Origin of the sequence: Streptomyces paradoxus (assembly GCF_014202475.1) — a bacterium.
GTDB lineage: Bacteria > Actinomycetota > Actinomycetes > Streptomycetales > Streptomycetaceae > Streptomyces > Streptomyces paradoxus.
In genome coordinates, this window is record NZ_JACHGV010000007.1 from 427,982 (window position 1) to 440,384 (window position 12,403).

Consider the following 12,403-nt stretch of genomic DNA (forward strand, 5'->3'; position numbering starts at 1 on the left):
ACCTGTAGTGAGACCATCGACGTTACTACAGCTGTAGTCGGACGGGTAGCTTGGGTCCATGTCCGTACGCACCGCCGGCCCCTCCCGCTCCGACCTGGTCGCCGACACCGCCCTCGCCCTGCTCGCCGAGCGCGGCATGCGCGGCCTCACGCACCGGGCGGTCGACGAGTCGGCCGGACTCCCCCAGGGCTCCACGTCGAACCTCGCGCGCACCCGGCAGGCCCTGCTGGAGCTGGCGGTGCGGCGTCTGGCCGAGCGCGAGGCCCGGGTCCTGGCCCTGCACGAGATGCCGGACCCCGGGGCCGGGGCCGCCTCCCTGGCGGACGCGCTGGCCCTGGCGACCCACCGGGCCCTGACGGGCCACCGCGCACTCACGCTCGCCCGCTACGAACTGGCCCTGGAGGCGACGCGCCGCCCCGAGCTGCGGGCGTTCTTCGACGCCACGGGCGCCCGCTTCCGGGACCAGCTGGCCGCCCTGGTCACCGGCCTGGGCTCGACCGACCCGGCCCGGCACACCCTGTCGCTGATCGCCTGGGCGGACGGGCTGATGTTCAGCTGTGTGGCGGGGTCGTTCGGCGCCGAGGTGCCGAGCCTGGAGGAGGTGCGGGCCGGGTTGCGGGAACTGCTGGAAGGCATGCTGGGGGGCTGAAAATCTTGTGGTGCGGCAGGGGCGGCTCGGAAAGGATGCGTCCATGACGAACGAACGCCACGAGCCCGCCACCACCGCCGACGAACGCACGATGCTGGAGGGCTGGCTGGACTACCACCGCCGGACCCTTGCCTGGAAGTGTGAGGGCTTGACCGACGCCCAGCTCCGCACCGCCGCGGTGGAGCCGTCCGAGCTGAGCCTGATGGGGCTGGTGCGGCACATGGCGGAGGTGGAGCGGGGCTGGTTCCGCAAGGTCCTCACGGCCGAGGACGCCGGCCCGGTCTACTACACCGAGGAGGATCCGGACGGCGAGTTCCATCTCTCCGAGTCCGACACGTGGGAGGAGGCGTACGCCACCTGGCAGGCCGAGATCGAGACCGCCCGGCGCAACGCGGCCCGCTTCGGCCTCGACGACATCTCCGAGGGCAAGCACCGGCGCACCGGCGAGCGCTTCAACCTGCGCTGGATCTACACGCACATGATCGAGGAGTACGCGCGGCACAACGGCCACGCCGACCTGATCCGCGAGCGCATCGACGGTGCAACCGGCGACTGACGTCACCCCCGTCACACCGGCGACCTCCGTACGGGGCGCGAGATCACCCGCGCGGGGCATCCTGCACCCTGTCCACGGGCTCACCGGGGGCCGGACGCACCAGAGTTGCGCGGGTGCATCGAACGACGACCACAGCGACGCTCCTGCTGACCGTGGCGGTCTCGGCCCTCACCGGCTGTACGACGGTCCCGCATCCCACCGCGCCGGGCCCCCCGGCGGCACCGCCCCGGCCGCCGGCGCCGGAACGGCAGGACGCGGCGGAGCCTCAGATCGTGCAGGCGCCGGTCCGTGAGGCGCTGCAGCTCATCGAAGAGGAGTCCCGCCACCCGGAGCCGGCCGCGCCGGCGACCCGCCCGGCCATGCCTCCGGCGGCCGCGCCGGAACCGGGGACGCCGCAGCCCGTCCACCGCGACGTCCGTCCGCGCCCCGCCCGTCCGCAGCACCCCGGGCCCGCTCGGCGCGGCCCCCAGCGGTCGCAAACCGACCTCCCCGACGTGTCGGATTCGGGACGTCAGGACGTCGAGAAGAGCGTCCCGAACGGCAACGCGGACGTATGCGCGCTGGGCAGGCGCTACGGGGGGTGGCGGGCGGACAGCCCGGAGGCGACGATCTGCCGTGACACGTACGGGCGTTGAACGGACGCCGGCCGGGCCTCGGCCGGCGGGTCAGGGCCGCTGCCGCGGCGGCGTCCAGGTTCCCGCGCCGCCCTCCCCGAGCCGGGACTCCAGGCGGCCGATGGCCGCCCACACGCCCTCGCCGTAGCTGTCGTCGGCGAGGGCGGCGGCGGCCTCCCGGGCCCACCGCAGGTGCGTGCGGGCGGCGTCGCGGCGGCCGAGTCCGAGGTAGTCGTCCGCGAGGTTCAGGTGCAGGGAGGGGTAGATCGCGATCACCGCGGCCACCGCGACGGCCTCCTCCCTGGCCTCCTCGGCCGCCGTCAGGGCACGCAGGTCCCAGGCCAGTTCGTCCGCCGGGTCGTCCTGGGTGTCGGCCAGGTAGTGGGCGAGGGTGCAGCGGTGCAGCGGGTCGCCGTGCTCGCCGATCTCCGCCCACAGGCCGAGGTACCGGTGCCTCGCCTCCTCCCGGTCCCCCGCGTGGTGCAGCATGACGACCTGCCCGATCCGCGTCAGCACGGCATCGGGCGCCGCCTGCTCCTGTCGCTCCGCCACGACGCCCTCCGCGCACTCGCCGGCTGTTCCCGCCGACGCTAACCCCAGCCGGGGGCGATCCGGCTCAGGCGGCTCCGGACACCGCCGGGCCCGGCACGGCACGGCCGTACGGCCGGGTGCGTCAGCCCAGGTTCGGGATCGTCCAGTCGATCGGCGTGTGCCCCTGTGCCGCCACCGCCTCGTTGATCTGCGTGAAGGGTCGCGAGCCGAAGAACTTCTTCGCGGACAGGGGCGAGGGGTGCGCTCCCTTGATCACGGCATGCCGGGACTCGTCGATCAGCGGGAGCTTCTTCTGCGCGTAGTTGCCCCACAGAACGAAGACCGCCGGGTCGGGGCGCGAGGCCACGGCCCGGATCACTGCGTCGGTGAACTTCTCCCAGCCCCGGCCCTTGTGGGAGTTGGCCTCGCCGCCGCGGACCGTGAGCACCGCGTTGAGCAGCAGCACGCCCTGCCGGGCCCACGGCATGAGGTAGCCGTTGTCCGGGATCGGCGTGCCCAGCTCCTGGTGCATCTCCTTGTAGATGTTGCGCAGGGACGGCGGGATCCGCACCCCCGGCCTGACCGAGAAGCACAGCCCGTGCCCCTGCCCCTCGCCGTGGTACGGGTCCTGACCGAGGATCAGGACCTTGACCTCCTCGTACGGCGTGGCGTCCAGCGCCGCGAAGACCTCCTCGCGCGGCGGATGGACGGGACCCTTCGCCCGCTCCTCCTCGACGAACTCCGTCAGCTCCTTGAACCAGGGCTGCTGCAGCTCGTCACCCAGAACCCCGCGCCAGGACTCGGGCAGCATGGCGATGTCGGTCACGTCAACGTCCTCACGATGTGCGGTCACTTCAGGCCACAGAACCTACAGGCGACCACTGACAACGTGCCCGGGAAAGCCGGCAGCCGGCCCGCCTACCAGGCGGTCTTGCGGTGCAGCTCCCACAGCATCATGATCGTCGACGGGTCCAGGGCCCGCTCGGCGCCCGAGACGTCCCGGCTGGCCGCCACGTACTGCCGGCCCTGCCACAGCGGCAGCAGCCGCGCGTCGTCCACGAGGATCCGCTGGGCCTCCTCGAACTCCTTCTCCACACTCGCGCGGTCGCTCTCGCGGCGCGAGCGGGGCAACAGATCGCCGGTGATCTCGGGGGCCGGGTAGGGCGTGCCGAGGGCGTTCTGGTCGCCGACGAACGGCGCGATGAAGTTCTCGGCGTCCGGGAAGTCGGGGAACCAGCCGCGCCCGAACACCGGGTACTCGCCCTTCTGGTAGCCCTCGACATAGGTCTTCCAGGGGCGGCTCTTCAGGCTGATCGAGAACAGGCCGGAGTCCTCCAGCTGGCGCTTCAGCTCCTTGAACTCCCCGGCGGTCTCGGAGCCGTAGCGGTCGCTCGTGTACCAGAAGGTGAGCGGGACGCGCTGGTTGATGCCGGCCTCGGTGAGGATCTTGCGGGCCTTGGCGACGTCGGGGTCGCCGTAGTCGTCGAAGAAGCCCGTGGTGTGGCCCGTGAGGCCCTTGGGGACCATGGAGTACAGCGGGTCGACGGTGTCCTTGTAGACCTTGTGGGCGATCGCCGCCCGGTCGACGACCTGCGCGATGGCCTGCCGCACGGCCTTCTTGTTCGCCCAGGAGTCCTTCGGGTTGAACACCAGGTAGTTGATGTCGGTGCCCGTGCCCTCGACGAGCTGGATCTCCTCGTCCTTGGAGGACTTGCTCTGGAGCTCGACGACGTCTCCGGCGGCCAGGCCGCGGTAGGTCACGTCGATCTCCTTGTCCCGCAGCGCCTTCACCATGGCGCCGGAGTCCTGGAAGTAGCGGACGGTCACCGCGTCGTTCCGGCGCTCCGCGTAGCCCTTGTAGGAGTCGTTGCGGACGAGGACGGCTTCCTTGCCGTCGGAGTAGGAGTCGAGGGTGTACGGCCCGGACCCGACCACGTCACTGCCCTTGCGCAGGCTGTTCCGCGGATAGGCCTCCGGGGACACGATCGACATGGCGGGGGTGGCCAGCACGAACGGGAAGGTGGCGTCCGGCTTGTTGAGGTGGAAGATCACCTCACGGTCGTTGGGGGCCTGGACCCGCTCCAGGCTGCCCAGCAGACCGGCGGGGCCGCCGTTGACGTTGATCTTGCGGATCCGGTCGAACGAGTACTTCACGGCCTGCGCGTCGAGCGCGTCGCCGTTGGAGAACTTCAGGCCCTCGCGCAGCTCGCAGCGGTAGACCTGGTTCGAGGAGTCGCTGAAGCCGCACTGCTCGGCGGCGTCCGGCTGGGGGTCGCTCGCGCCCGTCGGATAGCTCAGCAGCGTCTGGTAGATGTTGCGGAACAGCTCCCAGGAGCTGTCCCACGACGCGGCAGGGTCGAGCGTGCTGGGGGCACTGGTGGTGCCCAGGACAATCGGTCCTTCGTCCTCCGGGGTGTCGGACGACAGCACGCCGCACCCGGCGAGCAGGGACGATATGGACGCGATGGCCGCCACCTGCCACAGGCACCGGTTCCGCTTGAACACGCGCACGCTCCTCGATCTGCCATACCAAGGGTCGGCAGACCATACCGCAGTGCCGCGCCCCTTGACCCTCCCCGTCCATGACCGCTTGATCGATAAACCTTTGACGACGTTGTCATCGTCTTTTGCCGTTCCTTTACGCCGGCACGGGCGCCGTCGGTGCCGACGGCGCCCGTGCCGGTCCTCATCCGCGGTCCGCGTCAGCCGGTCCCGGCGTTGAGGAAGATGCCGCCGTCCACGACGAGCGTCTGTCCGGTGACCCAGTCGGACTGCTCGGAGGTGAGGAACGCGGCCGCGCCCCCGATGTCGGAGGGCACACCGAGCCGGCCCAGCGGGTACGCCGCGGCGGCCTCCTCCTCCCGGCCCTCGTACAGGGCCTCGGCGAACTTGGTCTTCACCACGGCCGGGGCGATCGCGTTGACCCGGACCTTGGGTGCGAACTCGTGCGCGAGCTGCACGGTCAGGTTGATCATCGCGGCCTTGCTGACGCCGTACGCGCCGATGAAGGGCGAGGGCGACAGGCCCGCGACGGAGGCGATGTTGACGATCGCGCCGCCGTTGTCCTTCTGCCAGGCGTGCCAGGTCCGCTGGGCGAAGCCGAGCGCCGAGACGACGTTGGTCTCGAAGACCTTGCGCGCGACGTTCAGGTCGAGGTCGGCGATCGGCCCGAACACCGGGTTGGTACCAGCGTTGTTGACCAGGTAGTCGACACGGCCGAAGGCCTCCATCGTGCGCTCGACGGCGACGGCCTGGTGGGCCTCGTCGTGCGCCTTGCCCGCCACGTAGACCGCACGGTCGGCGCCGAGCTGCTCGACGGCCTCCTTGAGGGCGTCCTCGTTGCGGCCGGTGATGCACACGCGGTCACCGCGCGCGACCAGGGCCTCGGCGACGCCGTAGCCGATGCCGCGGCTGGCGCCCGTGACGAGGGCGACCTTGCCGGAGAGTTCCACGGAAGTCATGTTCTTGGTCCCTTAGTCGAGCGGTCCGCCGGCGACGTACAGCACCTGGCCGGAGACGAACCCGGCCGCCTCGCCGGTGAAGAAGGCGATGGCGTTGGCGATGTCCTCCGGCTCGCCGACCCGGGCCACGGGGATCTGGGTGGCGGCGGCGGCCTTGAAGTCCTCGAAGCCCATGCCGACGCGGTCGGCGGTGGCCTTGGTCATCTCGGTGGCGATGAAGCCGGGGGCGACGGAGTTGGCGGTGACGCCGAACTTGCCGAGCTCCTTGGCGAGGGTCTTGGTGAAGCCCTGCAGGCCCGCCTTGGCGGCCGAGTAGTTCACCTGGCCGCGGTTGCCGAGCGCGGACGACGACGACAGGTTGACGATCCGGCCGAAGCCCGCGTCCACCATGTGCTTCTGGCAGGCCTTGGACATCAGGAAGGCGCCGCGCAGGTGCACGTTCATGACGGTGTCCCAGTCGGACACGCTCATCTTGAACAGCAGGTTGTCGCGCAGCACGCCCGCGTTGTTGACCAGGATCGTCGGCGCGCCGAGCTCCTGGGCGATTCGTGCGACGGCCGCCTCGACCTGCGTCTCGTCCGAGACGTCGCACCCGACCGCGAGGGCCGTGCCGCCCGCGGCGGTGATCTTCTCGACGGTGTCCTTGCAGGCCGCTTCGTCGAGGTCGAGCACGGCGACCGCGCGGCCCTCGGCGGCCAGTCGTACGGCGGTGGCGGCACCGATGCCGCGCGCGGCACCGGTCACGACGGCAACCCGCTGCTCAGTGGTGGACATGACTGCTACTCCTCAGGTGAGCGACCGCTTAGTACCTTCAGTGGGTGTGACGCTAGAAGCCCTGGCACGCGGTGTCAACGGCCGGGGGCGGCATGTGATCCATCACCCGGGCCCACCCTGCCCGGCGGCACCTTCCGGGACACCCGATCGGCCTACGGACACGCGCCGCCGCACCGCCGGGCGCCTAGCGTCGGAGCCCGAGCCACCCGTGGCCGGAAGGGAGACGCTCCATGCGCCGTCGCACCGGTGCCATAGGCACGCTGTTCGCGATCGCCGCGATCGTGCCGCTGGCCGACCCCGCTCATGCCCGGCAGGACCTGGACTGCAGTGATTTCGCCTTCCAGGAGGACGCGCAGGCCGCCTTCGAGGCGGATCGGCGCGACCCGCACCGACTCGACGAGGACGAGGGCCCGGACGACGGCATCGCGTGCGAGTCGCTGCCCCGCGTCGGCTCGGGTGTCATCTCCCCCGTGCGGCCGTCCGCCTCCGCGAGCCCCTCTCCATCGGCGAGCCCGACCGTGAGCCCGTCCGTCAGCCCGTCCGGGTCCGCGAGCCCGTCCGGCTCCGGCACCACGGCGCCCGCGACCGCCGCCCCTTCCCGCGGCGTGCGGGGCGGGGCCGGGGGCGCGGTGTCGTCCGGGCCGAGCGACTGGGAGACGGCGATCGGCCTGGCCTTCGCGGCGGGTGCCGTCCTCGCGGGCGGCTTCCTGGTGAGGCGCCGCCGGCACTGACGGTCCGGCGCGGCCTCCCTCACCGCACCAGCAGGTCCAGCAACCGTTCGGTCTCCGCTGCCGGGTCCGTGGTCAGGCCGGTGTGCACGGGGCCGGGCTGGACGATCGTGGAGCGGGGGGCCACGAGCCAGCGGAAGCGGCGGCCCGGGTCGTCGGACGCCGCCTGGCCGGCCGCGGAGCCGCCCGCGCAGAGGCTTTCGACGGCGCGCAGGGCGGCCCGGACCCCGGCCACGTCGGCCCGGGGGTCGAGGGCCAGCAGGCGGGTCTCGTCGAGGTGGGTGCGGGCGCCGACGTAGGCCTCGGCCCGGCAGTAGACGAGGACCCCGGCGTTGACGCACTCGCCGCGTTCCACGCGCGGGACGACGCGCAGGACGGCGTACTCGTAGACGTGGCGGTCCCGCGGGCCGCCCTTGATGATGTGCCGGTCGTTCACTTCAGCCCCTGGATGCGGTCGTGGATGACGGCGGCCCGGGCGAGCAGCGGGCGCGCGTAGGCCTGCCTCAGGTCGTCCGGCGCGGCGAAGCCGGGTTCGTCCGTGAGCCAGGCGTCCGGGATCTGTGCGGTGACGTCGGCGAGGAGTTCCCCGGTGACCAGAGGCGCCAACTCGGCGGCGGCGGAGGCGACATCGGGCGAGAAGGACGCCAGCGCGTGGTCGGAGGCGTCGTACGGGCGGGCGGCGGAGGCGTCCACGCCGGGCCAGTTGTGGTGCCAGATCATCGTCGCCCCGTGGTCGACGAGCCACAGCTCGCCCCGCCACCTCAGCAGGTTGGGGTTGCGCCAGGACCGGTCGACGTTGTTGATCAGCGCGTCGAACCAGACCACCCGGCCTGCCTCCTCGGGGCTCACCGGGAACGCGAGCGGGTCGAACCCGAGCGCGCCGGAGAGGAAGTCCATGCCGAGGTTGGTGCCGCCGCTGGACCTCAGCAGGCTCTGCACCTGCTCGTCCGGTTCACCCAGACCCAGCTCCGGGTCGAGCTCGACGGTGACCAGACGCGGCACCCGCAGCCCGAGCCGGCGGGCGAGTTCGCCGCAGACGACCTCGGCGACCAGTGTCTTGCGGCCCTGTCCCGCACCGGTGAACTTCAGGACGTAGGTGCCGGAGTCGTCGGCCTCGACCAGGCCCGGCAGCGAACCGCCCTCGCGCAGCGGCGCGATGAAACGGGTCGCGATCACTTCCTTGAGCATCGCCCCAGGTTACTGACGTACGCTGCGGCCGCGGCGACGGCCTCGCGGCACCGGGCCGGAACCCGACAGCCAACCGACAGCTCCGCTTTACCCGTGTCCTTCCGCGAACGGGCCAGGATTTCGGCAGGGTCTGAACAGCCGGTCCGCAAGGGCCGTACCTCTCCGCAGATCACGAAACCCCCGGAAGGAACGTCAGCATGACCAGCGAATCAGTTCAGCCGATGTCGGGACCGAGCCGCCGCGCCGTCGTGGCGGCGGCTGGCGCGGCGGGGCTCACCGTGGCGCTGACGGCGTGCGGGTCGGACGACAAGGCGTCCGACCCGTCCACCGAACAGGGCGGCGGCGCGACGAACGAAGGGGGCGGCTCGTCCGCCGGAGCGGGAGCCGGTGGTGCGGCGCTCGCGAAGACCGCCGACATCCCCGAGGGCAGCGGCAAGATCTTCAAGGACGAGAAGGTGGTGGTCTCGCAGCCGGCGGCGGGCGACTACAAGGCCTTCTCGACGATCTGCACCCACCAGAACTGTCCGATGGTGGACCTCAAGGACGACATCATCTCCTGCGCCTGCCACGGCAGTCAGTTCTCCGTCCTCGACGGCAGTGTGAAGAAGGGCCCGGCGGTCAAGCCGCTGGAGGCGAAGAAGGTGACGGTGAACGGCGACTCCATCACGCTCGCCTGACTCCATCCGGACGCTCCAGGCACGCCAGCACCTCGTCCGTGGTCGCGACCGTGGCGACCAACGCGAGGGTGTGGCGGATCATCGCGGGGGTGTAGTCGGACGGCACCCCCGCGATGGCGTCCGCCGGGACGACGACGGTGTAGCCGCGGTTCACCGCGTCGAACACGGCGTTGGGGACGGCCACGTTGGCCGAGACGCCGGTGACGATCAGCGTGCGGCAGCCGAGGTTGCGCAGCAGCGGGTCGGCGTCGGTGCCCGTGAGGGGTGACAGCCCGTGCAGCCGCCGTACGACGAGGTCCTCCTCGGCGACCTCGATGGGGGCCGCCACCTGCACCGCCGGGGTGCCGGCCACCTGCTGGACGGGCAGGCGTGCGGCGGCGCGGAAGAGACGGGCGTTGCGGCTGGCCCCGCGGCCGTCGGGACGGCGCTCGGCGACGGCGTGCACGACCTGGACGCCGCCTTCGTGGGCGGCCGCCACCAGACGGGCGACGTTGGCGAGGGCACCGCCGGTGCGGGCCTCTTCGGCGAGTTCGGGCAGTGCGCTGTCCGCCCCGACGACGCCCTCCTGGCACTCGACGGTGAGCAGCACGGTGGTGCCCGGTTCGAGGAGTTCGCTGAGCGCTTGGTGAGAGGGCACGGTTCCCCCTGTCGCCGGCGGCTGGGCGGGCGAGCGTAACCACCATTGCGCACGGACGGAAGAGAACCCATCCTTTTCTGACGTGATGTCAGAGGATCTCCTCTGGCACGACGTGGGAGAAAGAGGGGGCGCATGACTGTCACGCAGCAGCAGCGCAGAGGCCGGAAGATCATGATGACGCCGGGCGAGCTGGACGACTTCCTGACCACCCAGCGCACCTGCCGGGTCGCCACGGTGTCGGCCGGCGGCGCACCGCACGTGAGCACGCTGTGGTTCGCCTGGGACGGCGCGTCGATGTGGCTGTACTCGGTCGTGCGCAGCAAGCGCTGGACCGACCTGCGGCGCGACCCGCGGGTGGCGATCGTGGTCGACACCGGCGAGGAGTACGACGAGCTGCGCGGCGCCGAGCTGTCCGGCACGGTCGAGTTCGTGGGCGAGATACCGCGCACGGGCGAGCTGCGCGCCGAACTCGACGTCCCCGAGACGCTGTTCGCGCGGAAGAACTTCGGCCTGGAGGAGATGCCGCACGACGGCCGGCACGCCTGGATCCGGCTGACGCCGGAGAAGATCGTCTCCTGGGACTTCCGCAAACTGGCCGGGCAGTAGCCGCTTCCCGGGTGCTCCGGCCGGGGCCCGGGCGGCGGCCGCTCCCGGGACGTCAGCCGACGCTCTCCCCCGCCGCCCGCAGGGCCTGCACCGCAGCCCTGATCGACGGGCGGCGGTCCGCGTCCGCGCGCCAGACGACGTACACGTGCCGCCGGACCCGCTGCCTGAGGGGGACGGTCACGACCCCGGCGGGCACGGGACGCCGGCCGAGCACCGGGGCGATGCACACCCCGAGCCCGGCGGCGACCAGCGCCAGCTGTGTGTGGTTCTCGGCGGCGCGGTGCCCGACGATCGGCTCCACGCCCTTGGAGCGCAGGGTGAACATCAGCCACTCGTGGCAGAACTCGCCCTCGCCCCAGGTGATCCACTCGTCGTCGGCGAACTCGGCGAGATCCACCTCCTCGCGCGCCGCGAGCCGGTGGGCCACCGGCATGGCGACCTCGGCCGGGTCGTCCAGGATCGACGCCTTGACCAGCCCGTCGGGCAGTGCCATCGGCTTGTTGTACCAGTCGAGCACCACGGCGAGGTCGAGGTCGCCGCGCACGACTCCGGCGATGCCGAGCTCCGGTTCGAGCTCGCAGGAGCGCAGCCGGAGCGCGGGGTGCCGCTCGCGCAGCGCGGCCAGCGCGTGGGGGAACAGGCCTCGCGCGGCCGTCGGGAACGCCGACAGTCTGAGCTCGCCCACGACCTGGCCGCGCTGCGCCTCCAGGTCCGACTGGGCGAGTTCGACCTGGGACAGGATGCGCGCGGCGTGCTCGGCGAGCAGCCGGCCCGCGTCGGTGAGCCGCACGCCCCGGCCGTTCTTGGCGAGGAGCTGCTGCCCGACCTCCCGTTCCAGCTTGGAGAGCTGCTGCGAGACGGCGGACGTGGTGATGTGCAGCCCCTCGGCCGCGCCGCTGACCGAGCCGTGCCGGGCGAGGGCATCGAGGGTGCGCAGGCGCTCCAGATTCAACATGTAAGCAATGCTACGCAGTACCGGGTGCGAAATCTCGATTGTGCTACGAGGTTCTCTTGGCACATCGTGGCTGCCATGAGCACCGTCACCACACCGCCCGGCCGGGTCGCCGGCGCCCCGTCCGCTCCGCTCCGCCGCCGCCTCGACTGGCGTCTGCGGTTCGCCGCCCTGTCCCTGATCTGGGGCTTCAGCTTTCTCCTCATCAAGGTGGGAACCGGGGCGTACGCGCCGTTCCAGGTGACGCTCGGCCGGCTGCTGTTCGGCACGGCGGTGCTGGCCGCCGCGATGGCGGTGCGCCGCGAGCGGCTGCCGCGCGGAATCCGGGTCTGGGGGCATCTGACGGTCGCCGCGTTCCTGCTCAACGCCCTGCCGTTCTCGCTGTTCGCGTACGCCGAACTGACCATCCCGTCCACGCTGGCCGGCATCTGCAACGCGACCTCACCGCTGTGGGGCATGGCGCTGTCGCTGGTCGCCCTGTCGGAGGACCGCCCGACCCGGGTCCGGGTCGCCGGGCTCGGCCTCGGCTTCCTCGGGGTGCTCACGGTGCTGGGTGCCTGGCAGGGCTTCCACGGCCTGGACGCCACCGGGACGGCACTGGCCCTGCTCGGCTCCCTCAGCTACCCGATCGGCTGGATCTACGTCCGCCGCACGCTGGCCGGCACCGGCGACTCCCACCTGTCGATGACCGGTGCCCAGTTGCTGCTCGCGACGATCCAGCTGGCGGTCGTCACCCCGCTGTTCACGACCCTGCCCACCCGCGTGTCCGTCGGACCGCTGCTGGCGATCGCCGCCCTGGGCGCGCTGGGCACGGGCCTGGCGGTGCTCCTCCAGTACGGCCTGGTCGCCGAGGTCGGCCCGACGACCGCCCAGATGGTCACGTACTTCATCCCGGTCATCGCCACGGCCGCGGGCGTGGCGCTTCTCGGCGAGGCACTCACGTGGTCGACGCCGGTCGGAGCCGTGATCGTGCTGACGGGGGCGGCCCTCACCCAGATACGCCCCAAGTCCCGCCCGGAGTCGTAGTGCC

The 12,403-nt window shown here is 71.9% G+C and carries 16 protein-coding genes; 7 read left to right on the forward strand and 9 right to left on the reverse strand.

The window, feature by feature from the left end; translation table 11 throughout:
* Nucleotides 1–58: 58 nt before the first annotated feature.
* From HNR57_RS24590 to HNR57_RS24600, 3 genes are all read left to right on the forward strand, one after another.
* Nucleotides 59–649, forward strand: coding sequence for a TetR/AcrR family transcriptional regulator (locus tag HNR57_RS24590; RefSeq protein ID WP_184562904.1), 591 nt, complete (start codon nt 59–61; stop codon nt 647–649).
* Nucleotides 650–692: 43 nt separating this feature from the next.
* Entirely contained in the window at nt 693–1,205 is a 513-nt protein-coding gene (locus HNR57_RS24595) for a DinB family protein (RefSeq protein ID WP_184562906.1), read from the forward strand.
* Nucleotides 1,206–1,318: 113 nt separating this feature from the next.
* Complete coding sequence (locus tag HNR57_RS24600; RefSeq protein WP_184562908.1) at nt 1,319–1,840, forward strand: hypothetical protein; 522 nt, start codon at nt 1,319–1,321, stop codon at nt 1,838–1,840.
* A gap of 30 nt (nt 1,841–1,870) precedes the next feature.
* On the opposite strand, the gene HNR57_RS24605 is transcribed toward HNR57_RS24600, so the two are convergent.
* The 5 genes from HNR57_RS24605 to fabG form a co-directional block, all read right to left on the reverse strand.
* Nucleotides 1,871–2,371: a hypothetical protein gene (locus tag HNR57_RS24605; protein WP_184562910.1), complete on the reverse strand. Its 501-nt coding sequence runs from the start codon at nt 2,369–2,371 to the stop codon at nt 1,871–1,873.
* A gap of 121 nt (nt 2,372–2,492) precedes the next feature.
* Nucleotides 2,493–3,176 (reverse strand): uracil-DNA glycosylase, encoded by a 684-nt coding sequence (locus tag HNR57_RS24610; protein WP_184562912.1) that lies wholly within the window; start codon nt 3,174–3,176, stop codon nt 2,493–2,495.
* Between the two features lie 92 nt (nt 3,177–3,268).
* The gene (locus HNR57_RS24615; protein ID WP_184562914.1) at nt 3,269–4,855 is read right to left on the reverse strand and encodes an ABC transporter substrate-binding protein; all 1,587 of its coding nucleotides are present in this window, start codon (nt 4,853–4,855) and stop codon (nt 3,269–3,271) included.
* Nucleotides 4,856–5,052: 197 nt separating this feature from the next.
* On the reverse strand, nt 5,053–5,811 hold the full coding sequence (locus tag HNR57_RS24620) for an SDR family oxidoreductase (RefSeq protein WP_184562916.1): 759 nt from the start codon (nt 5,809–5,811) through the stop codon (nt 5,053–5,055).
* A 12-nt stretch (nt 5,812–5,823) separates the two neighbouring features.
* On the reverse strand, nt 5,824–6,585 hold the full coding sequence (gene fabG, locus HNR57_RS24625) for a 3-oxoacyl-ACP reductase FabG (protein ID WP_184562918.1): 762 nt from the start codon (nt 6,583–6,585) through the stop codon (nt 5,824–5,826).
* A 230-nt stretch (nt 6,586–6,815) separates the two neighbouring features.
* On the opposite strand from fabG, the gene HNR57_RS24630 reads away from it, so the two are divergent.
* Complete coding sequence (locus HNR57_RS24630) at nt 6,816–7,316, forward strand: excalibur calcium-binding protein (RefSeq protein WP_184562920.1); 501 nt, start codon at nt 6,816–6,818, stop codon at nt 7,314–7,316.
* A gap of 19 nt (nt 7,317–7,335) precedes the next feature.
* Here HNR57_RS24630 and HNR57_RS24635 read toward each other — a convergent pair whose 3' ends face one another.
* Together HNR57_RS24635 and HNR57_RS24640 are read right to left on the reverse strand one after the other, a co-directional pair.
* Complete coding sequence (locus HNR57_RS24635; RefSeq protein WP_184562922.1) at nt 7,336–7,749, reverse strand: DUF3037 domain-containing protein; 414 nt, start codon at nt 7,747–7,749, stop codon at nt 7,336–7,338.
* A complete protein-coding gene (locus tag HNR57_RS24640) occupies nt 7,746–8,501 on the reverse strand; it encodes a HipA family kinase (protein WP_184562924.1) in 756 nt (251 codons plus the stop codon). The genes HNR57_RS24635 and HNR57_RS24640 overlap by 4 nt, the downstream gene beginning before the upstream one ends.
* Before the next feature lie 197 nt (nt 8,502–8,698).
* Between HNR57_RS24640 and HNR57_RS24645 the strand changes: the two genes are divergently transcribed.
* Nucleotides 8,699–9,178, forward strand: a complete 480-nt coding sequence (locus HNR57_RS24645; protein ID WP_184562926.1) for a Rieske (2Fe-2S) protein — start codon at nt 8,699–8,701, stop codon at nt 9,176–9,178.
* On the opposite strand, the gene HNR57_RS24650 is transcribed toward HNR57_RS24645, so the two are convergent.
* Entirely contained in the window at nt 9,165–9,815 is a 651-nt protein-coding gene (locus tag HNR57_RS24650; RefSeq protein WP_184562928.1) for a cysteine hydrolase family protein, read from the reverse strand. The genes HNR57_RS24645 and HNR57_RS24650 overlap by 14 nt on opposite strands.
* Nucleotides 9,816–9,947: 132 nt before the next feature.
* Between HNR57_RS24650 and HNR57_RS24655 the strand changes: the two genes are divergently transcribed.
* Nucleotides 9,948–10,421, forward strand: a complete 474-nt coding sequence (locus HNR57_RS24655; protein WP_184562930.1) for a pyridoxamine 5'-phosphate oxidase family protein — start codon at nt 9,948–9,950, stop codon at nt 10,419–10,421.
* A 52-nt stretch (nt 10,422–10,473) separates the two neighbouring features.
* On the opposite strand, the gene HNR57_RS24660 is transcribed toward HNR57_RS24655, so the two are convergent.
* Nucleotides 10,474–11,376 carry a LysR family transcriptional regulator gene (locus HNR57_RS24660; protein WP_184562931.1) on the reverse strand — a complete coding sequence of 301 codons (903 nt, stop codon included), beginning with the start codon at nt 11,374–11,376 and terminating at the stop codon, nt 10,474–10,476.
* Between the two features lie 75 nt (nt 11,377–11,451).
* Between HNR57_RS24660 and HNR57_RS24665 the strand changes: the two genes are divergently transcribed.
* Nucleotides 11,452–12,399, forward strand: coding sequence for a DMT family transporter (locus tag HNR57_RS24665; RefSeq protein WP_184562932.1), 948 nt, complete (start codon nt 11,452–11,454; stop codon nt 12,397–12,399).
* Nucleotides 12,400–12,403 lie beyond the last annotated feature (4 nt).

Bases quoted from the DNA above. Each gene is read 5' to 3' on its own strand.
- HNR57_RS24640 (WP_184562924.1), bottom strand. From the start codon at position 8,501: ATGCTCAAGGAAGTGATCGCGACCCGTTTCATCGCGCCGCTGCGCGAG.
- HNR57_RS24655 (WP_184562930.1), top strand. From the start codon at position 9,948: ATGACTGTCACGCAGCAGCAGCGCAGAGGCCGGAAGATCATGATGACG.
- HNR57_RS24660 (WP_184562931.1), bottom strand. From the start codon at position 11,376: ATGTTGAATCTGGAGCGCCTGCGCACCCTCGATGCCCTCGCCCGGCAC.
- HNR57_RS24645 (WP_184562926.1), top strand. From the start codon at position 8,699: ATGACCAGCGAATCAGTTCAGCCGATGTCGGGACCGAGCCGCCGCGCC.
- HNR57_RS24590 (WP_184562904.1), top strand. From the start codon at position 59: ATGTCCGTACGCACCGCCGGCCCCTCCCGCTCCGACCTGGTCGCCGAC.
- HNR57_RS24620 (WP_184562916.1), bottom strand. From the start codon at position 5,811: ATGACTTCCGTGGAACTCTCCGGCAAGGTCGCCCTCGTCACGGGCGCC.
- fabG (WP_184562918.1), bottom strand. From the start codon at position 6,585: ATGTCCACCACTGAGCAGCGGGTTGCCGTCGTGACCGGTGCCGCGCGC.
- HNR57_RS24595 (WP_184562906.1), top strand. From the start codon at position 693: ATGACGAACGAACGCCACGAGCCCGCCACCACCGCCGACGAACGCACG.
- HNR57_RS24665 (WP_184562932.1), top strand. From the start codon at position 11,452: ATGAGCACCGTCACCACACCGCCCGGCCGGGTCGCCGGCGCCCCGTCC.
- HNR57_RS24630 (WP_184562920.1), top strand. From the start codon at position 6,816: ATGCGCCGTCGCACCGGTGCCATAGGCACGCTGTTCGCGATCGCCGCG.